Genomic DNA, 18,722 nt, shown 5'->3' with positions numbered 1-18,722 from the left:
AGACCCCCATGTCGATCAAGGAAATCATGCAGACCATGGATTACGGCCCCGCCCCCGAAAGCGCGACCGATGCCCAGACCTGGATCGCCGCCCATCCGGTGCTGGGTCATTTCATCAATGGCCGCTTCGTGGCCCCCGAAGGGGCAACGGTCGATGTCGTGAACCCGGCGACCGATGCGGTGCTGGCGCAGGTGGCCATCGGGACCGAAGCCGAAGTGGATGCCGCCGTGAAGGCCGCCCGCACCGCGCAGGCCAAATGGGCCGCGCTGCCGGGGCATGACCGGGCGCGCTATCTTTATGCCATGGCACGCCACCTGCAAAAGCGCGAGCGGCTGTTCGCGGTACTGGAGGTGCTGGACAATGGCAAGACCATCCGCGAAACCCGCGACATCGACGTGCCGCTGGCCGCACGGCATTTCTATCACCATGCGGGCTGGGCGGAACTGCTGGCCGATGAATTCCCGGGCCACACGCCTTTGGGGGTCTGCGGCCAGATCATCCCGTGGAACTTTCCGCTGCTGATGCTGGCCTGGAAGATCGCGCCCGCCCTGGCGGCGGGCAATACCGTGGTGCTGAAACCCGCCGATCTGACCCCGCTGACCGCCTATGCCTTTGCCCAACTTTGCGTCGAGATCGGCCTGCCGCCGGGCGTGGTGAACATCGTGAATGGCGATGGCAGCACCGGGGCCGCGCTGGCTGGGCACCCCGGCATTGCCAAGCTGGCCTTCACCGGATCGACCGAAGTGGGCCGCATCCTGCGCCGCCAGACCGCCGGATCGGGCAAGAAGCTGACGTTGGAACTGGGTGGCAAATCGCCCTTCATCGTGTTTGACGACGCCGATCTGGATGCGGCGGTGGAAGGTGTGGTCGATGCGATCTGGTTCAATCAGGGCGAAGTCTGCTGTGCCGGGTCGCGCATCCTGGTGCAGGAAAGCGTGGCAGAGCGTTTCCTGGCCAAGATGACCGCGCGCATGGCCAAGCTGCGGCTGGGCGATCCGCTGGACAAGACGATGGATATGGGCGCGGTGATTTCGCACCGTCAGCGCCAGAGGATCGAAGCGCTGCTCGCCGCGGGCGAGGCCGAAGGGGCCACGCTGCACCGCGCGCCCTGCCCCCTGCCTGCCAAGGGCAGCTATGTGGCCCCCGGCTTCTTCACCGGCACCGCCCCGGCCCAGACCGTCAGCCAGACAGAAATCTTTGGCCCCATCGCCACCACGCTGACCTTCCGCACCCCGGACGAGGCAGCACTTCTGGCCAATGACACCCGCTATGGTCTTGCAGCCTCGATCTGGTCGGAAAACCTGAACCGGGCCATTGATCTGGCCAACCGCGTGAAGGCCGGGGTGATCTGGATCAACGGCACAAATTTCTTCGACGCGGCGGCCCCCTTTGGCGGCATGCGCGAAAGCGGCTTTGGCCGCGAAGGCGGGCGTGCCGGGATGCTGGATTATGTGGCGCCCAAGGCCAAATCCGGCGCGCTGCGCGCTGCCCCCGCGCCGCTGGCCCCGGTCAGCCCCGCCTTGGGCAAGGCCGAGCGCAGCCCGATTGACGTGACCGCCAAGCTTTATATCGGTGGCAAGCAGGCCCGGGCCGATGGCGGGCAAAGCTACAGCGTGACGGGCAAGGCAGGTGTCATCGGACAGGCGGCCCTGGCCGGGCGCAAGGATGTGCGCAACGCAGTCGAGGCGGCAGGAAAGGCCACCGGCTGGGGTGGGGTCACAGCGCATAACCGCGCGCAGGTACTGTATTTTATGGCCGAAAATCTGGCGCAGCGCGAGACAGAGTTCACCGCTGCCCTGACGCAGGCTGGCACGCCCAAGCCCCAGGCCGAGGTGCAAGCCACGATCCGCCGCGCCTTCTGGTATGCCGCTTGGGCCGACAAGTTCGATGGCCGGGTCACCGCGACCAAATCCAGCCATGTGACGCTGACGGTGAATGAACCCTTCGGCACACTGGGTATCGTCGCGCCGGATGAGGCACCGCTGCTGGGCCTGATGTCGTTGATCCTGCCCGCGCTGGCGATGGGCAACCGGGTTGTTGCCGTGGCCAGCCAAAGCCAGCCCCTGATTGCCGCGCGGCTGTATCAGGTGTTCGAAACTTCGGACATTCCGGCAGGCGCTGTGAACCTGTTGACGGGCGACAGCGATTCGCTGGCGAAAACCCTGGCCGATCATGATGATGTGGCGGCGCTGTGGTATTTCGGCGCGGCAAATGGCGTGGCCGCCGTGGAAAGCGCCAGCGCAGGCAACCTGAAACCTGTCTGGGCCGAGGCCGGTTTGCGGGACTGGCTCGATCCGGCCCAGGGTCTGGGCATGGAATTTCTGACCCGCGCGACGCAGGTCAAGACCATCTGGATGCCCTACGGGGTATAAGGCGAAGCGCCGTGGTGCCATCGACCCGAGACTTCATCGGTCGCAAGCATCACCACGGCGCAGCAACCTTGAAGATTCGACGTCATTTCGCAGGTCTGCGGGCTGCGCCAGGTGGCGCGGTCCGGTTGTTTCAAGCCGCAGTGCTCCGGCGGTACTCCAGACTGGGGATCTGCCCCAGATTGAACTTGTCCACCGACAAGGACAGTTCTTCCGCCCATTGGGTCAGGGCTTCGGTATCAGAGGTGGTCGAGGCCACCATCGCGGCATTCTGCTGCGTTGTGTTGTCCAGTTCACTGACAGCATGAGAAATCTCTGACAGACCTGTCGATTGCTCGCGCATCGCCGTGGCAATATCTGCCGCAAGCGCGCTGATATTCGCGACAGATTGTCCGATCTCTTCGATGGTGCTGGCGGCAATGTCGATGAGTTTTGACCCCGAGGCGACCTGTTCACCCGAATTTCTGATAAGTTGGCCGATAGATGCCGTTGCCTCGGTGGCCCGCATCGACAAGGCGCTGACTTCGGATGCAACAACCGCAAACCCACGACCTGCTTCACCGGCGCGCGCGGCCTCGACCCGTGCATTCAGCGCAAGCAGATTGGTCTGGAAGGCAATGGAGTCGATCAGATCGACAATCTGGTTGACCTCGCTGGAAGACTGCGAAATTCCCGCCATTGCCTTTGTCACGTCATTCATGATGGTCAGGCCACGATCCGCCGTCTGGCGAGCCTTTTCAACAATTCCATCCGCCTTGAGAGCCCGATCGCTCGCTTTCCCGGCGGAATCCGTCAGCCCGGCCAATGAGGCTGCGGTTTGTTCAATCGCAGCGGCAGACCCTTCGGTTCTTGTCTGGAGTTTCTGAATTGCGCTTGCCAATGTATGGATACGGTCCGACAGGCTGCGGGTTGTCTGGCGCGTCTGATGAATGATGCTGGAAAGATTTGCCCGGGCTTGTTCCGCATTTGCCAGAACTTCTGAATACTTCCCGGGAAGCACATTCCTGTCCAGGGACTGCGACAGATCACCAGCCGCAAAGGCAGACATCGCCCTGACGATGATCTCGAATGCCTTTTCAAGCGAATCCATCATCTTGTTCAGGCCATTCGCGATATCGCGCAGCTCTTGCTTGTCGCTGTCAAGCGCGAGCCGGTGACTGAAGATCCCGTTTGTCGTCGCATGGACCAGTTCTGATACTTCTGCCACCATTTTCATATTGGCCTGATTGGCGGCCAGAGCCACAGATATCTGCCGCGCCATCATGCCGAATTCATCATCATTTTCAATGTGAGGCACGACGGTCAACCGTTCACCATGCTCAACCCGCTGCATGGTTTCCGTGAGATTTGCAATCGGTGTGAGGACCAGCTTGCTGATGCCGCGCGTCAGATAGGTCATTGCAGCCGCCAACAGCACAACAAGGACATACAGGACAATCTTTGCAATCGTGGCCAGCAGTTCCAGCCCGGCGATCCGGCTGTCAAACCGGCTTTCCATTTTGGCAAGGAACTGATCCACAGGCTCCATGATATCCGCCTTGAACCCATGATATTCCGGGGAATGCAGCAGCTTTGCAGCCAATGCCATATCTGGATTTCCTTTGACCGTGTAATTCCCTGCAGCATCGGCAAACAGGCCTTTCACAGCATTCATTGCCCGAACTTCAAGGTTCACAAGACCATCGGAATTGGCTTGCGCTTTGGACAGAAGCGCGAATTCCTCTTCGGTAAAGCCTGCATCCTGCATCAACTCATGCAAGGGTTTCTGCAATCCGCTGCCAGCAGAAGCTGGCCGTCCTGCAGCAACAAAATCCCAGTAGATCCGGTTGTAGTTGGCGGGACGTTCCTGTTTGCCATCCCGGATCGCCAGAATGGCCATGTATTGTTCCTCGTATGCGGGATCAGCGGTCAGCACATAGGTGCGCGCCAACCGGGTCAGATCATCGCTCGACTGACGAAGTTCATCTGCCAGAAGATAGGAGTGGTATCGTTCCGCCCAGGCATCTCTGACAAGGCTGCCGATATGGCCCAGGGCTACCGCCGCCGCGCCAGCAAGCAGGGCGGCAACAACCGACATTGCCAACATCATCCGGGTCGCCTGGCCGATCTTGTGGTGTGCCTTCGCAAACAGCGCCTGAAACATCACGGTCTTCCCCATTTGGTTCTTTTTGGGGATAGCGTCAGAAATCTTGATATTCGTTTAATTGGTTGTGTTTGGCTTGGAACGCACATTCCCGCCCCAATACCCCCGATCCTGACGCCGAACTGATCTGATCGCCGAAGGTCAGTCGACATGCGGCGGGGCCGCGCGAACAGGGTCGCACGTCACTTCCACATCCTTGGGTCTACATACCCCTGTCCGCCACAACCCCGCTGCGAGGCCGTGCGATTTTGCGCGCTTTCACAGGTAAATGCGGCATCGCAGCACAAACAATGTTCGTTATGTTCTTTTTCGCAGCAAAACGAAAATAGTCCTTGACCTACTGCCGCTCTGGCGACAGGGTTCGTGCAATCACGGGGGGAGGGCATCGGCGTGGGAGTTGACGCTGGGCTGCAGACGGTCGATCTGTTCATCATTGGTGGCGGCATCAATGGCTGCGGCATTGCCCGCGATGCCACCGGCCGTGGCCTGTCAGTCACCCTTGCCGAACAGGGGGATCTGGCGCAGGGCACCTCATCGGCATCGACAAAATTGTTCCATGGCGGGTTGCGTTATCTCGAATACTTCGAATTTCGCCTGGTCCGCGAGGCGCTGGAGGAACGCGAAACCCTTCTGGTGGCCATGCCGCATATCAGCTGGCCCATGCGCTTTGTGCTGCCCTACTCGCCCGACATGCGCTTTGACAGCGATACCCCGACCTCGCGCCTTCTGGGGCTGGTCATGCCCTGGATGAAGGGGCGGCGCCCGGGTTGGCTGATTCGGCTGGGGCTGTTCCTGTATGATACCCTGGGTGGACGGAAGATCCTGCCCGCCACCCGCACCATCGATCTGACCCGCGATCCGGCAGGCAAGCCGCTGCGACCGCATTTCCGCAAGGCCTGGGAATACAGCGATTGCTGGGTGGAGGATTCGCGTCTGGTCGCCCTGAATGCCCGCGATGCTGCCGACCGGGGTGCCACGATCCTGACCCGGACCCGCGTTGTCAGCGCAGAACGCGCCGATGGCTTGTGGCGCGTTGTCACCGACGGCCCTGATGGTCAGGTCATCCACAGCGCCCGCGCCCTGGTGAATGCGGGTGGGCCGTGGGTCGAGGATGTGATCCGCAATGTCGCGCGGATCAATTCCAGCGAAGGCGTGCGGCTGGTGCGCGGCAGCCATATCGTGACCCGCAAACTCTATGACGACGACCGGTGCTATTTCTTTCAGGGCGAAGATGGCCGGATCATCTTTGCCATTCCCTACGAGCAGGATTTCACCCTGATCGGCACCACCGACAAGGATCACCAGGACGCCCCGGCCGCCGCCCGTTGCACGGATGAGGAACGCGATTATCTCTGCGCCTTCGCGTCCAAGTACTTTGCCCGCCCCGTGACCGCAGCCGATGTGGTCTGGACCTATTCGGGCGTGCGCCCGCTCTATAATGACGGGGCGAAATCGGCCACGGCGGCCACGCGGGACTATGTGCTGAGCGTGGATGCCAATGGTGCGCCGCTGCTGAACGTGTTCGGCGGCAAGATCACCACCTATCGCCGTCTGGCCGAAAGCGCGATGGACCGTCTGGCCCCGCATTTCCCTGGGCTGAAAGACAAATGGACGGCGCGGGTGCCGCTGCCGGGTGGCAATTTCCCGCATGACGGAGTGGCGGCGCTGACCGACCGGATCAAGGCCCGCTACGGCTTCCTGACCGATTTCTGGGCCGCGCGGCTGGTCCGGGCCTATGGGGCGCAGGTGCCCGAACTGCTGGGCGACGCCAAAAGCGCGGCCGATCTGGGCGAGGATTTCGGCGCGACATTGACCGCGCGCGAGGTAGACTGGCTGCGGGCGCGCGAATTCGCGCGCGGGGCCGATGACGTGATCTGGCGCCGCAGCAAGCTGGGCCTGCGGCTGAACGCCGATCAGGTGGCGCGGCTGGCGGCATATATGGCGGCGGCAGAGGCGGTGAAAACCGCCCCAGCCGCCGAGTGAGGGGAAAGGCATGACACTGGAACTGAGGGGGGTGTCGCGCAGCGTCGGGGGGAAGGTTCATATCCACCCCACTGACCTGACGCTGCAGAAGGGCACGATGAACGTGCTTCTGGGCCCCACATTGGCGGGGAAAACCTCGCTCATGCGGCTGATGGCGGGGCTGGATGCGCCGACAACCGGGCGCATTTTCTGGGACGGGCAGGATGTCACCGGAATGCGCGTTCAGGATCGCCGCGTGGCCATGGTCTATCAGCAATTCATCAACTATCCCGCAATGAGCGTGTTCGACAACATCGCCTCGCCGCTGCGGCTGATGGGCAAATCCGCCGCCGAAATCGACCGTGCCGTGCGCGAAACCGCCGACATGCTGAAACTGACGCCGATGCTGTCGCGCAAACCGCTGGAGCTTTCGGGCGGCCAACAGCAGCGCTGCGCACTGGCGCGGGCGCTGGTCAAGGGTGCAGGGCTGGTGCTGCTGGATGAACCGCTGGCCAATCTGGACTACAAGCTGCGCGAGGAATTGCGGATCGAAATTCCCCGCATTTTCGAAGCCTCGGGCGCGATCTTCGTCTATGCCACCACCGAACCCGAAGAGGCACTGCTTCTGGGCGGGCATACGGCCTGCCTGTGGGAAGGCCGGGTGACCCAGTTCGGCCCGACCCCGACCGTCTATCGCCAACCGGCAGATGCCACGACCGCGCGGGTGTTCAGCGATCCGCCGATGAACTTCCTGTCCTGTTTCAAGCAGGGCCATCGGATCAATTTCGGCGATACGGCCAACGCGCCCGCCGAAGGCCCGTTTGCCGCACTGGCCGATGGCCGCTATCTGGCCGGTTTCCGCGCCAACCATCTGGAATTGAACCGCCATTCCGGGCAGGCAGTCGAATTGCGCTGCACGCTTGGCGTGACCGAGATCACCGGATCGGAAACCTTTGTCCACCTGACCCATGGCGCAGACAAATGGGTCGGTCTGGTGCATGGCGTGCATGATCTGGCGCCCGGATCGCAGATTTCGGTCTGGCTTGATCCGGCGCATGTCTATCTGTTCGACGGGGCCGGGCATCTGGTTGCTCCCGCCGCCTATGCGCTTGCGGCCTGAGGGGGGAACCATGGCACAGATCACCCTGAAGAACCTCGCGCACAGCTACTATCCCAATCCGCAATCCGACAAGGATTACGCACTGAAGGAAATGGATCACGTCTGGCAGGATGGCGGGGCCTATGCGCTGCTGGGATCATCCGGTTGTGGCAAGACCACCCTTCTGAACATCATCTCGGGCCTGCTGCGCCCCAGCCATGGCCGGGTGCTGTTTGGCGACCGTGATGTGACCGATGCCGAAACGGCGGCGCGTAACATTGCGCAGGTGTTCCAGTTTCCGGTCGTGTATGACACGATGACGGTGCGCGACAATCTGGCCTTCCCGCTGCGCAATCGCGGCATGGCTGCCGACTATATCAAGGCGCGCGTGGATCAGATCGCCGCCATGATCGGCATGGAAGAGATGCTGAACCGCAAGGCGCGCGGCCTGACGGCAGACGCCAAGCAGAAGATCAGCCTTGGCCGCGGCATGGTGCGCGAGGATGTGAACGCGATCCTGTTCGATGAACCGCTGACGGTGATCGACCCGCATATGAAATGGGAATTGCGGACGCAGTTGAAGCAGCTGCACCGCGAATTCGGCCATACCATGATCTATGTCACGCATGACCAGACCGAGGCGCTGACCTTCGCCGACAAGGTGGTGGTGATGTATGACGGTCGCGTGGTGCAGATGGGCACGCCGGAAGAGCTGTTCGAGGCCCCCGCCCATACCTTTGTCGGCTATTTCATCGGCTCGCCCGGGATGAATTTCCTCGACGCGAAGATCGAAGGCACCCGCGCCCTTGTGCAAGGGGGCGCGGTCGTCGAACTGGGTGCGGCCTATGGGCCAATGACGGGCCGCACCCAGATCGGCATCCGCCCCGAACATGCCCTGCTGACCGATGAGGCGGGCCTGCCGCTGACCATTCGCCGGGTCGAGGATGTGGGCCGCCACCGGATCATCCGGGCCGACCTGTTCGGCGCGGCCTTCAACCTGATCGCGCCCGAAGGCATGGCGATCACCCCCGACATGACCCGCGTCACCTTCGCGCCGGGCAAGGTGGGTGTCTATGCCGATGACTGGCGCGTCGCGCCCCGCCTGGCCGAAGGGAGGGCCGCCTGATGGACAAGACGATCAACAACAAGGCCTGGTTCCTTGTGCTGCCGGTTCTGGTTCTGGTGGCCTTTTCGGCGGTCATCCCGCTGATGACGGTGGTGAACTATTCGCTGAACGACACCTTCGGGAACAACCAATTCTTCTGGGCCGGCCTTGAATGGTTCGAGGAAATGGTGACCTCGTCGCGCCTGCACGAGGCCTTGGGCCGTCAGGTGCTGTTTTCGGGGATCATTCTGGCGATCGAAGTGCCGCTGGGCATCTATATCGCGCTGAACATGCCGAAAAAGGGTTTCTGGGCCAGCGTGGTGCTGGTTCTGATGGCGCTGCCGCTGCTGATCCCGTTCAACGTGGTGGGCACGATCTGGCAGATCTTTGGTCGGGTGGATATCGGCCTTCTTGGCCATACGCTGGCGGCCATCGGGATCGACTACAACTATACCAATGATCCGCTGGATGCCTGGGTCACGGTGATCGTGATGGATGTCTGGCACTGGACATCGCTTGTCGCGCTGCTGTGCTATGCCGGGCTGCAATCCATCCCGCAGGCCTATTATCAGGCCGCGAAGATCGATCAGGCCAGCCGCTGGGCCGTGTTCCGCTATATCGAACTGCCCAAGATGCAGGGCGTGCTGCTGATTGCCGTGCTGCTGCGCTTCATGGACAGTTTCATGATCTACACCGAACCCTTCGTGGTGACAGGCGGCGGCCCCGGCAATTCGACCACCTTCCTGTCGATCGACCTGGTCAAGATGGCCATCGGTCAGTTCGACCTGGGCCCGGCGGCGGCCTTCTCGATCATGTATTTCCTTGTGATCCTGCTGGTAAGCTGGGTGTTCTATACCGTGATGACCAATCTCGACAAGGCGGAGGGCCAGTGATGCGTGTGAAACCTTCCGCCATCGTGATGACGGTTTACCTGCTGTTCCTGCTGGTGCCGATCTATTGGCTGGCCAACATGAGCTTCAAGACCAATACCGAAATCACCTCGGCCTTCACCTTGTTCCCGCATGATTTCACCTTGCGCAACTATGCGGTGATCCTGACCGATCCCAGCTGGTACATGGGCTATGTGAACAGCCTGATCTATGTGGCGATGAACACCGTGATTTCGATCACCGTCGCCCTGCCCGCAGCCTATGCCTTTTCGCGCTACAGCTTCATGGGCGACAAGCATCTGTTCTTCTGGCTGCTGACCAACCGCATGGCACCGCCTGCCGTCTTTGCCCTGCCCTTCTTCCAGCTTTATTCCAGCGTGGGCCTGTTCGACACCCATATCGCCGTTGCCCTGGCGCATTGCCTGTTCAACGTGCCGCTGGCAGTCTGGATCCTGGAAGGTTTCATGCGCGGCGTGCCGAAGGAAATCGACGAGACGGCCTATATCGACGGCTACAGCTTTGGCCGCTTCTTCGTGAAGATCTTCATGCCGCTGATCGCAAGCGGGATCGGGGTGGCCGCCTTCTTCTGCTTCATGTTCTCCTGGGTGGAACTGCTGCTGTCGCGCACGCTGACCTCGGTAAATGCCAAGCCCATCGCCGCCACCATGACCCGGACCGTTTCGGCCAGCGGCATGGATTGGGGCGTGCTGGCGGCGGCAGGGGTGCTGACCATCATCCCGGGCGCGCTGGTGATCTACTTTGTCCGCAACTACATCGCCAAGGGCTTCGCCCTGGGGAGGGTGTGATGTCCGCAACCCCTGTAACCCGAGTGAACTGGGGCCTGATCTATGCCGTGGCCGGGGGGATCTGGCTGGCCGCCCTGGCAGGGCTGATGGCCGCTGCCCCGCGCCGCGACGGTGCCATCGACTGGACCGGGCAGATCATCCCCGGTGGCTGGATGGCATGGAGCCTGCCAGTCGCCCTGTTCTTCATGACCATTGCGGGCCTGCTGATCCTGTTCACCCTTCTGGCCATCCGCTTCCCCGAAACGCCGCGTCTGGGCGTGTTGCGGATCGAAACCACAAGGGGCGACCGGCTGTTCATTTCCCTGCTGGGGTCGGGCTTCATCTGCCTGATCTGGCTGTTCTTCTTCGGCGGCCCGCTCTGGTGGGCGCTGGCGATCTGCCTGGGTTATGCCGCAGCGGTGTTCCGCTGGGTGTGACCCGGGCCTGATACGACCCGCATCGGGGCGGCCCGCCCGGCCTGGTGCAGACTGAGAAATCAACGACATCTCAATAACATCTGGGAGGATTACATGAGATTGCGTCAAACCACCACCGCCATGGCGCTTGCGCTGATGGCCATGGGTGCGGCCCCGGCATGGGCCGATATGGAGGCCGCCAAGGTCTTCCTCGATGCCGAAGTCGGCGAGCTGTCCACCCTGTCCCGCGCCGATCAGGAAGCGGAAATGCAGTGGTTCGTGGATGCTGCGAAACCTTTCGCCGGCATGGAAATCAAGGTGGTTTCGGAAACCATCACCACCCACGAATACGAGGCCAAGGTTCTGGCCCCGGCCTTCACCGCCATTACCGGCATCAAGGTCACCCATGACCTGATCGGCGAAGGCGATGTGGTTGAAAAGCTGCAGACGCAGATGCAGTCGGGCGAGAACATCTATGACGCCTATATCAACGACAGCGACCTGATCGGCACCCATTGGCGCTATCAGCAGGCCCGTATCCTGTCGGACTGGATGGAAGGCGAAGGCAAGGCCGTCACCAACCCCAATCTGGACGTGGCCGATTTCATCGGGGCCAAGTTCGTCACCGCGCCGGACGGCAAGCTGTATCAGCTGCCCGACCAGCAATTCGCCAACCTTTACTGGTTCCGCTACGACTGGTTCAACGATCAGAAGACCAAGGACGACTTCAAGGCCAAGTATGGCTATGATCTGGGCGTTCCGGTGAACTGGTCGGCCTATGAGGATATCGCGGAATTCTTCACCGGCCGCGACATGTCCTATGCGGGCGGCCCGGCTTCCGGCGTCTATGGCAACATGGATTACGGCAAGAAGGACCCCTCGCTGGGCTGGCGCTATACCGATGCCTGGATGTCGATGGCCGGCATGGGCGATGTGGGCGAACCGAACGGTCTGCCGGTCGATGAATGGGGCATCCGCGTGGACGAAAACAGCCGTCCCGTCGGCTCCTGCGTGGCGCGCGGTGGCGCGACCAACGATGCGGCCGCCGTCTATGCCGTGACCAAGGCGATCGAATGGCTGCAGAAATACAGCCCGCCGGAAGCCCAGGGCATGACCTTCGGCGAAGCCGGCCCGGTGCCTGCACAGGGCAATATCGCCCAGCAGATGTTCTGGTACACCGCCTTCACCGCCGACATGGTCAAGCCGGGCCCGGTGATGAACGAGGACGGCACGCCGAAATGGCGGATGGCCCCCAGCCCGCATGGCGCCTATTGGCAGAATGGCCAGAAGGTCGGCTATCAGGATGCCGGGTCGTGGACACTGATGAAATCCACCCCGGTGGATCGGGCGCAGGCTGCATGGCTCTATGCCCAGTTCGTCACCTCCAAGACCGTGGACGTGAAGAAAAGCCACGTTGGCCTGACCTTCATCCGCGAATCCACCATCCAGCACCAGTCGTTCACCGATCGTGCGCCGCAGCTTGGCGGTCTGGTGGAATTCTACCGCAGCCCCGCCCGCGTGCAGTGGTCGCCCACCGGCACCAACGTGCCTGACTATCCGAAGCTGGCACAGCTGTGGTGGCAGAACATCGGCGACGCCATGTCGGGCGCTAAATCGCCGCAGGAAGCCCTGGATGCGCTCTGCGAAGAGCAGGAAAAGGTGCTGGAACGTCTGGAACGCGCAGGCGTGCAGGGGGATATCGGCCCGAAGATGAACGAGCCGAAGGATGCCCAGGAATGGCTTGATGCCCCCGGTGCGCCGGTGGCAAAGCTGGAAAACGAAAAGCCCGCGGGCGAAACGATTTCCTATGACGAGCTGATCAAGTCCTGGCAGAACTGATCTGCGGTGCGGGCGGGGGGTTCCCCGCCCGCACACCAACCGCGCCAAACCGGCCCTTTGTAGCAATTCGTAAACCCATCGTGTTCTGACCGAAGCAATTCCGGGCTTTGGTTGACAGGATCGGTCCGGGATGCCGTCATGATCCCCGATATCCATCCTCATGCGAAGGACTGACACTATGGCCACCCGTATCTCGGCTGACGCTTTTGGCACCCTCCCGGCAATCAATGCACAAACGCTTGGTTTTCTGTTTGTCGCGGGGTTTTTCGCCAGCAATGCCTTTGATCTCTGGGGGCAGGTCATCAGCCCGGCGCTTGGGTTTGCCAATTTGTCGCCCCATGGCCTGGCGCGCAGCCTGCTTGCGGCCCTTGGCCTGCCGAACGGTGATTTTGCCGGCTATTTCGTGCATTTCTATCTGGTGGGGCTGATCGGCTATCCGGTGGGCTGGAGCTTCATCTTCGCGCCGATCTGGCGCCGCGTGATCGGACCGACCCATTGGCTGCTGCCCGCCACGATCTATGGGTTCGGCCTGTGGGTCTTTGCCATCGGTGGCATCACGGCGATCGCAGGCCTGCCGCTGTTTCTGAATTTCACCGGGATCACCTGGGTCGCGCTGGTGGGCCATGTCCTGTACGGCATCGTTCTGGTGGCCGTGATGCAGGCCATCCGCAAGACCTGATCCCGACGCACCATCCGGCGCCGGTCCATTGCCGGCGCTGTAGCTGCCCCGGGCCGGACCCGCGTCCTGCCCCGGCCCGACCGACGAAAAGGCTCTCCATGACCCATATCCTTGCCATTGATCAGGGCACCACATCCAGCCGCGCCATCCTGTTCGACGCCGACCGCCATGTGGTAGCTGTCGCGCAAGAAGAGTTTCCGCAGCACTATCCCCGGCCCGGCTGGGTGGAGCACGATCCGGCTGATCTGTGGTCCACCGTGGCGGGTACCGCGCGGGCGGTGATCGAAAAGGCCGGGGTGGATGTGGCAATGATTGCGGCCATCGGCATCACCAATCAGCGCGAAACCACGCTGATCTGGGATCGGGCGACGGGCCAGCCCATCCATAATGCGATTGTCTGGCAGGATCGCCGCACCGCCGATACCTGCACCGCGCTGCGCGATGCCGGGCACGAAGCCATGGTCACCGCACGCACCGGCCTGTTGCTGGACCCCTATTTCAGCGGCACCAAGGTGAAATGGCTGCTGGATCACATTCCCGGTGCGCGTGACCGGGCCGAAGCGGGCGAGCTGGCCTTTGGCACTGTCGATTGCTTTCTGATCTGGAAGCTGACCGGCGGACGGGTTCATGCGACCGATGCCACCAATGCCTCGCGCACCATGTTGTACAATATCGCCGAAGGGCGGTGGGATGCCGAGCTTTGCGCGCTTCTGGGCGTGCCCATGGCGATCTTGCCCGAGGTGAAGGATTGCGCGGCGGATTACGGCACGACCCGGGCCGATCTGTTCGGACGGGAAATTCCGATTGCCGGCGTCGCGGGCGATCAGCAGGCCGCCACGGTGGGCCAGGCCTGTTTCGCGCCGGGCATGATGAAATCCACCTATGGCACGGGCTGTTTTGCGCTGCTGAATACCGGGGCAGACCGCGTGCCGTCAAAGAACCGCCTGCTGACCACCATCGCCTATCAGTTGAACGGCCAACCGACCTATGCGCTGGAGGGTTCGATCTTCATCGCGGGTGCTGTGGTGCAATGGCTGCGTGACGGCTTGAAGATCATCCGCGAAGCAAAGGAAACCCAGCCCTTGGCCGAAGCGGCCGATCCTGCGCAAGAGGTGGTGCTGGTGCCCGCCTTCACCGGCCTTGGCGCGCCCTATTGGCGGCCCGATTGCCGTGGTGCCGTCTATGGGCTGACGCGCAATTCCGGCCCGGCGGAACTGGCCCGGGCTGCGCTGGAAAGCGTGGGCTATCAGACCCGCGATCTGCTGGAGGCGATGCGCGCCGATTGGGGCGCGGCGGCGGATGGGGTCTTGCGGGTGGATGGCGGCATGGTGGCCAGCGATTGGGCCATGCAGTTCCTGGCCGATATTCTGGGAGCGCCGGTGGATCGCCCGGTGGTGACCGAAACCACCGCGCTTGGGGCCGCCTATCTGGCGGGGCTGCAAGCCGGTGTCTATCCGCCCCCGGCCGAGTTTTCCAAGGGCTGGGCGCTGCAACGGCGCTTTGACCCGGCCATGGCCGAAGAGGTGCGCGCGGCCAAGTATGCCCGCTGGGGGCGCGCTGTGGCCGCGACGATGGCGGTATGACCCGCTTTGCGATTGCGATGCCCGCCCGTATCCTGTTCGGGCGGGGTGAGGCGGCCAAGGCACCTGCGCTGATCGCGGGATTTGGAGCGCGGGTCTTGCTGGTTCACGGGGCCAATGCCGCACGGGCCGAATGGCTGCTGCAGGGCTTGCGCGGGCAGGGCTGCGAAACCCGAACGCTGGCCTGCGCCGGTGAACCCGATCTCCCGCAGCTGGAAACGGCGCTGCAGCAGACACGGGGCTTTGCGCCGCAGGTCGTGGTGGGGTTGGGCGGCGGCGCAGTGCTGGACATGGCAAAGGCGCTGGCCGCGCTGATCCCCGCCCCCGGCGGACCGATGGATCATCTGGAAGTGGTGGGCCGTGGCCTGCCGCTGACCGTGCCCCCCCTGCCCTTTGTGGCCCTGCCCAGCACGGCAGGAACCGGGGCCGAAGCCACCAAGAACGCGGTGATCGGCGTGCCCGATCATGGCCGCAAGGTCAGCTTGCGGGATGACCGGATGCTGGCGCGGCTGGCCATTGTCGATCCGGCGCTGACCGATCATTGCCCGCGCGCCACCACGCTGGCATCGGGGTTGGATGCGGTGACGCAGGTGATCGAACCCTATCTGTCCTGCAAGGCCAATCCTTTCACCGATGCGCTGACAGAACCGGCGATTGCCAAGGGATTGCAGGCGCTGGCCCGGTTGATGCAGGGCGAAGATCCGGCAGCCCGCGACGCCCTGGCCCATGTATCGCTGACGGGCGGGATTGCGCTGGCCAATGCGGGGCTGGGCGCGGTGCATGGGCTGGCGGGGGTGATCGGCGGGCTGACGGGTGCTGCCCATGGTGCGATTTGCGGCACGCTTCTGGGGCCTGTGCTGGCGATGAACCGTGCCCGTGCGCCTTCAGACCGGATCGACAGGGTCTGCGCCACCATTGCGCAGCTGTTCGGTGGCGAACAGGCAGAGGCACCGCAAACGCTCACCCTCTGGGCGCGACAGCAGGGTCTGCCGGGGATCACCGCTCTTGGTCTGGCCCCTACCGATTTTCGGGCGGTGGCCGAGGCTTCGGCGGTTTCCTCCTCCATGAAGGGCAATCCGGTGCCCCTGTCGCCCGACGATCTGGTGGCGGTGCTGCAGGCGGCGGTCTGAGCGCCCCTGCCTGCCCCCTGCGAAACAACCCGTCGGTTGGAGGTTGCGCGGGCAGATCAGCCGCGCGCCGCCTTTTCCTCCAGACCGGACGTGCCAGCGCGGCGGGCAAGCTCGGCCTCCACCTCGGCCAGTGTCACATCACGCGCGGTCAGCATGACGAGCAGGTGATAAATCACATCGGCGGCCTCGGAGACCAGTTTGGCGCGGTCGCCCTTCACGGCCTCGATGATGGCCTCGATGGCCTCTTCGCCGAATTTCTCGGCGCATTTCTCGGGCCCTTTGGCGAAAAGCTTGGCCGTCCAGCTGCTGTCGGGGTCCGCCCCCTTGCGCGATTGGATCGTGGCGGCCAGATCGTGAATTTCGCTCATTGCAGCCTCATCGGAATACCGGCGGCGGCCATATGCGCCTTGGCTTCGCCGATGGTATAGGTGCCGAAGTGGAAGATCGAGGCGGCCAGCACAGCGGAGGCATGGCCTTCGATCACGCCCTCGACAAGGTGGTCGAGCGTGCCGACGCCGCCGGAGGCGATGACGGGGATCGAGACGGCATCGGCGATGGCGCGGGTGAGGGGCAGGTTGTAGCCGCCCTTGGTGCCATCGCGGTCCATCGAGGTGAGGAGAATTTCGCCCGCGCCCTTGGTGGCGACGGTGCGGGCAAAGTCCACGGCGTCGATGCCGGTGGGTTTGCGGCCGCCATGGGTGAAGATCTCCCATTTGCCGGGGGCCACGGTTTTGGCGTCGATGGCCACCACGATGCATTGGCTGCCGAAGCGGTCGGCGCTGCGGGCGACCACATCGGGATCGGCCACGGCGGCGGAGTTGAACGAAACCTTGTCGGCGCCCGCGAGCAGCAGGGCGCGCACATCTTCGGGCGTGCGGACGCCGCCGCCCACGGTGAGCGGCATGAAGCACTGTTCGGCGGTGCGGGTAACCAGATCGAACATGGTGCCGCGGTTTTCATGGGTGGCGTGGATGTCGAGGAAGGTGAGCTCATCGGCGCCGGCGGCATCATAGGCCTTGGCGGCCTCGACCGGGTCGCCCGCATCGATCAGGTTCACGAAATTCACGCCCTTGACCACGCGGCCATCTGCGACATCAAGGCAAGGGATGATGCGGGTTTTCAGCATGGCTCAGCTGCGTCCTCTGGCTCTCAGGGTGCGGATCAGGTCGTAAAGCGCGAAGGCCAGAAGAACAATGCCCAAGATGCCCGCGACGGGCAGGGTGAGCAGCATGAACCAGCCCGAGACGAAGGCGGTGTAGAGCGTTTCGCCCCAATCCGCGCCATCGACGAGGCAGGGGTTGATGCCGCCTTCATGCAGGTCGCAGCCATGGCGCGCGGCGAAGTTCACAGCCCAGATCACGGCCAGAAGCGGGCTGAAGCAGAGGATCAGCCCGAGGATCAGGATGCCGTAAACCCATTTGCGCATGGCTCAGGCCCGGAGTGTGGTCAGCGCCTGGGTCAGGTCAATCGCGCCATCATAAAGCGCGCGGCCCGAGATGGCTCCGGCGATCACGCCGGTGTCGCGCAGCGCGATCAGGTCTTCCATGCGCGACACACCGCCCGAGGCGATGACCGGGATGGAGACGGCGCGGGCGAGGGCCTCGGTCGCCTCGATATTCGGGCCCTGCATGGCGCCGTCGCGGTCGATATCGGTGTAGATGATGGCGGCGACGCCTGCATCCTCGAAGCTGCGCGCGAGGTCGGTTGCCTGCACGGTGGTTTCCTCGGCCCAGCCTTTGGTGGCGACAAAGCCCTTGCGGGCGTCAATGCCCACAGCCACCTTGCCGGGGAAGGCGCGGGCGGCTTCGCGTACCAGCGCAGGGTTTTCCACGGCGACGGTGCCGAGGATGACGCGGGCGAGGCCCTTGGAAAGCCACATCTCGATGGTGGCCATGTCGCGGATGCCGCCGCCCAGCTGGGCGGGGACGGTGCAGCGCGCGAGGATCGCCTCGACCGCCGCGCCATTCACCGGCTGGCCTGCGAAGGCGCCGTTGAGATCGACAAGGTGGAGCCATTCGCAACCCGCCGCCTCGAACTTGGCGGCCTGGGCGGCGGGGTCATCGCCAAAGACGGTGGCGGCGGACATTTCACCGCGCAACAGGCGCACGCATTGGCCGTCTTTCAGGTCGATGGCGGGGTAGAGGATCATGGCGGGCTCCGCTCTGGCTGGACGGGGGCGGTTTCGCATGGTGCCGACGTGACGGCAAGGCCCAAGCATAGCGCAGGGGCCGCAACGTCATGCTTGCGGGAATCTGCAACCCATGCGGATCATGCTGCCATAACAGGGGAGGAGGAACCCATGCGGAAATTTCTGATCGCGGCGGCGCTGTCACTGGTGGCCGGGGCGGCGATGGCCGATCCGATCGAAGGGGTTTGGCAGACACAGGAAGATGAAGGGGCCTATGCCCATGTCACCATCAAGCCCTGCGGCGCGGCCTTTTGCGGCAAGATCACCCAGGCCTTCAAGGATGGTGCCGATTATGCGTCGCCCAATGTCGGCAAGCAGATCGTGATCGACATGGCCCCGGTGGGGGATGGCAATTACGAAGGCAAGGTCTGGCGGCCCGCGAATGACAAGATCTATAACGGCAAGGCCGAAGTGTCGGGCAAGACCATGAAACTGGCCGGTTGCGTGGCGGGCGGGCTGATCTGCAAGTCGCAGACCTGGAAAAAGGTCAAGTAACGACCTTCATCGACGACAGGAAAGCACCGGTTTCGCGCGCGA

17 protein-coding genes are annotated in these 18,722 nt (G+C 63.2%); 12 read left to right on the top strand and 5 right to left on the bottom strand.

What is annotated here, in order from left to right; translation table 11 throughout:
• The first annotated feature begins 8 nt into the window (after window positions 1-8).
• Window positions 9-2,372 carry an aldehyde dehydrogenase family protein gene (locus tag V6590_RS09960; RefSeq protein WP_335422440.1) on the top strand — a complete coding sequence of 788 codons (2,364 nt, stop codon included), beginning with the start codon at window positions 9-11 and terminating at the stop codon, window positions 2,370-2,372.
• Window positions 2,373-2,502: 130 nt separating this feature from the next.
• Here V6590_RS09960 and V6590_RS09955 read toward each other — a convergent pair whose 3' ends face one another.
• A complete protein-coding gene (locus tag V6590_RS09955) occupies window positions 2,503-4,527 on the bottom strand; it encodes a methyl-accepting chemotaxis protein (protein WP_335422438.1) in 2,025 nt (674 codons plus the stop codon).
• A 375-nt stretch (window positions 4,528-4,902) separates the two neighbouring features.
• Here V6590_RS09955 and glpD point away from each other — a divergent pair, with 375 nt between their 5' ends.
• From glpD to V6590_RS09905, 10 genes are all read left to right on the top strand, one after another.
• Entirely contained in the window at window positions 4,903-6,495 is a 1,593-nt protein-coding gene (gene glpD / locus V6590_RS09950) for a glycerol-3-phosphate dehydrogenase (protein WP_335422436.1), read from the top strand.
• 10 nt (window positions 6,496-6,505) lie between these two features.
• Complete coding sequence (locus V6590_RS09945; protein WP_335422434.1) at window positions 6,506-7,594, top strand: ABC transporter ATP-binding protein; 1,089 nt, start codon at window positions 6,506-6,508, stop codon at window positions 7,592-7,594.
• Between the two features lie 10 nt (window positions 7,595-7,604).
• On the top strand, window positions 7,605-8,699 hold the full coding sequence (locus tag V6590_RS09940) for an ABC transporter ATP-binding protein (protein ID WP_335422432.1): 1,095 nt from the start codon (window positions 7,605-7,607) through the stop codon (window positions 8,697-8,699).
• Window positions 8,699-9,571, top strand: coding sequence for a carbohydrate ABC transporter permease (locus tag V6590_RS09935; protein ID WP_335422430.1), 873 nt, complete (start codon window positions 8,699-8,701; stop codon window positions 9,569-9,571). Before V6590_RS09940 ends, V6590_RS09935 begins: the two co-directional genes overlap by 1 nt.
• Window positions 9,571-10,374 carry a carbohydrate ABC transporter permease gene (locus tag V6590_RS09930; RefSeq protein ID WP_335422428.1) on the top strand — a complete coding sequence of 268 codons (804 nt, stop codon included), beginning with the start codon at window positions 9,571-9,573 and terminating at the stop codon, window positions 10,372-10,374. Before V6590_RS09935 ends, V6590_RS09930 begins: the two co-directional genes overlap by 1 nt.
• Window positions 10,375-10,526: 152 nt before the next feature.
• Window positions 10,527-10,790 carry a DUF2160 domain-containing protein gene (locus tag V6590_RS09925; RefSeq protein WP_335422525.1) on the top strand — a complete coding sequence of 88 codons (264 nt, stop codon included), beginning with the start codon at window positions 10,527-10,529 and terminating at the stop codon, window positions 10,788-10,790.
• A gap of 93 nt (window positions 10,791-10,883) precedes the next feature.
• Window positions 10,884-12,608 carry an ABC transporter substrate-binding protein gene (locus tag V6590_RS09920; protein WP_335422427.1) on the top strand — a complete coding sequence of 575 codons (1,725 nt, stop codon included), beginning with the start codon at window positions 10,884-10,886 and terminating at the stop codon, window positions 12,606-12,608.
• 178 nt (window positions 12,609-12,786) lie between these two features.
• On the top strand, window positions 12,787-13,287 hold the full coding sequence (locus V6590_RS09915) for a hypothetical protein (RefSeq protein ID WP_335422424.1): 501 nt from the start codon (window positions 12,787-12,789) through the stop codon (window positions 13,285-13,287).
• 98 nt (window positions 13,288-13,385) lie between these two features.
• Window positions 13,386-14,870: a glycerol kinase GlpK gene (gene glpK / locus V6590_RS09910; protein WP_335422422.1), complete on the top strand. Its 1,485-nt coding sequence runs from the start codon at window positions 13,386-13,388 to the stop codon at window positions 14,868-14,870.
• Window positions 14,867-15,997 (top strand): iron-containing alcohol dehydrogenase, encoded by a 1,131-nt coding sequence (locus V6590_RS09905; RefSeq protein WP_335422420.1) that lies wholly within the window; start codon window positions 14,867-14,869, stop codon window positions 15,995-15,997. Before glpK ends, V6590_RS09905 begins: the two co-directional genes overlap by 4 nt.
• A gap of 56 nt (window positions 15,998-16,053) precedes the next feature.
• Here the strand turns inward: V6590_RS09905 and V6590_RS09900 are convergent, their stop codons facing one another.
• The 4 genes from V6590_RS09900 to hisA are packed head-to-tail and all read right to left on the bottom strand — an operon-like array spanning window position 16,054 to window position 18,146.
• Window positions 16,054-16,365 carry a phosphoribosyl-ATP diphosphatase gene (locus V6590_RS09900; RefSeq protein ID WP_335422419.1) on the bottom strand — a complete coding sequence of 104 codons (312 nt, stop codon included), beginning with the start codon at window positions 16,363-16,365 and terminating at the stop codon, window positions 16,054-16,056.
• Window positions 16,362-17,123: an imidazole glycerol phosphate synthase subunit HisF gene (hisF, locus tag V6590_RS09895; RefSeq protein WP_335422418.1), complete on the bottom strand. Its 762-nt coding sequence runs from the start codon at window positions 17,121-17,123 to the stop codon at window positions 16,362-16,364. Before hisF ends, V6590_RS09900 begins: the two co-directional genes overlap by 4 nt.
• Window positions 17,124-17,126: 3 nt before the next feature.
• The gene (locus V6590_RS09890; protein WP_335422415.1) at window positions 17,127-17,423 is read right to left on the bottom strand and encodes a hypothetical protein; all 297 of its coding nucleotides are present in this window, start codon (window positions 17,421-17,423) and stop codon (window positions 17,127-17,129) included.
• A 3-nt stretch (window positions 17,424-17,426) separates the two neighbouring features.
• On the bottom strand, window positions 17,427-18,146 hold the full coding sequence (gene hisA / locus V6590_RS09885; RefSeq protein WP_335422413.1) for a 1-(5-phosphoribosyl)-5-[(5-phosphoribosylamino)methylideneamino]imidazole-4-carboxamide isomerase: 720 nt from the start codon (window positions 18,144-18,146) through the stop codon (window positions 17,427-17,429).
• A gap of 150 nt (window positions 18,147-18,296) precedes the next feature.
• Here hisA and V6590_RS09880 point away from each other — a divergent pair, with 150 nt between their 5' ends.
• The gene (locus V6590_RS09880; protein WP_335422411.1) at window positions 18,297-18,680 is read left to right on the top strand and encodes a DUF2147 domain-containing protein; all 384 of its coding nucleotides are present in this window, start codon (window positions 18,297-18,299) and stop codon (window positions 18,678-18,680) included.
• The last annotated feature ends 42 nt before the right edge of the window (window positions 18,681-18,722 follow it).

The sequence above is a fragment of the Gemmobacter denitrificans genome (assembly GCF_036964905.1).
GTDB classification, from domain to species: Bacteria; Pseudomonadota; Alphaproteobacteria; order Rhodobacterales; family Rhodobacteraceae; genus Gemmobacter; species Gemmobacter denitrificans.
This window is presented reverse-complemented; position numbering and strand designations above follow the sequence as displayed.

Excerpts from the sequence above, each read along its gene's own strand:
- V6590_RS09945 (WP_335422434.1), top strand. The coding sequence starts at position 6,506 with ATGACACTGGAACTGAGGGGGGTGTCGCGCAGCGTCGGGGGGAAGGTT.
- hisF (WP_335422418.1), bottom strand. The coding sequence starts at position 17,123 with ATGCTGAAAACCCGCATCATCCCTTGCCTTGATGTCGCAGATGGCCGC.
- V6590_RS09920 (WP_335422427.1), top strand. The coding sequence starts at position 10,884 with ATGAGATTGCGTCAAACCACCACCGCCATGGCGCTTGCGCTGATGGCC.
- V6590_RS09940 (WP_335422432.1), top strand. The coding sequence starts at position 7,605 with ATGGCACAGATCACCCTGAAGAACCTCGCGCACAGCTACTATCCCAAT.
- V6590_RS09915 (WP_335422424.1), top strand. The coding sequence starts at position 12,787 with ATGGCCACCCGTATCTCGGCTGACGCTTTTGGCACCCTCCCGGCAATC.
- V6590_RS09935 (WP_335422430.1), top strand. The coding sequence starts at position 8,699 with ATGGACAAGACGATCAACAACAAGGCCTGGTTCCTTGTGCTGCCGGTT.
- glpK (WP_335422422.1), top strand. The coding sequence starts at position 13,386 with ATGACCCATATCCTTGCCATTGATCAGGGCACCACATCCAGCCGCGCC.
- V6590_RS09890 (WP_335422415.1), bottom strand. The coding sequence starts at position 17,423 with ATGCGCAAATGGGTTTACGGCATCCTGATCCTCGGGCTGATCCTCTGC.
- V6590_RS09960 (WP_335422440.1), top strand. The coding sequence starts at position 9 with ATGTCGATCAAGGAAATCATGCAGACCATGGATTACGGCCCCGCCCCC.
- V6590_RS09880 (WP_335422411.1), top strand. The coding sequence starts at position 18,297 with ATGCGGAAATTTCTGATCGCGGCGGCGCTGTCACTGGTGGCCGGGGCG.
- V6590_RS09955 (WP_335422438.1), bottom strand. The coding sequence starts at position 4,527 with ATGGGGAAGACCGTGATGTTTCAGGCGCTGTTTGCGAAGGCACACCAC.
- V6590_RS09900 (WP_335422419.1), bottom strand. The coding sequence starts at position 16,365 with ATGAGCGAAATTCACGATCTGGCCGCCACGATCCAATCGCGCAAGGGG.
- hisA (WP_335422413.1), bottom strand. The coding sequence starts at position 18,146 with ATGATCCTCTACCCCGCCATCGACCTGAAAGACGGCCAATGCGTGCGC.
- V6590_RS09925 (WP_335422525.1), top strand. The coding sequence starts at position 10,527 with ATGGCATGGAGCCTGCCAGTCGCCCTGTTCTTCATGACCATTGCGGGC.
- V6590_RS09930 (WP_335422428.1), top strand. The coding sequence starts at position 9,571 with ATGCGTGTGAAACCTTCCGCCATCGTGATGACGGTTTACCTGCTGTTC.
- V6590_RS09905 (WP_335422420.1), top strand. The coding sequence starts at position 14,867 with ATGACCCGCTTTGCGATTGCGATGCCCGCCCGTATCCTGTTCGGGCGG.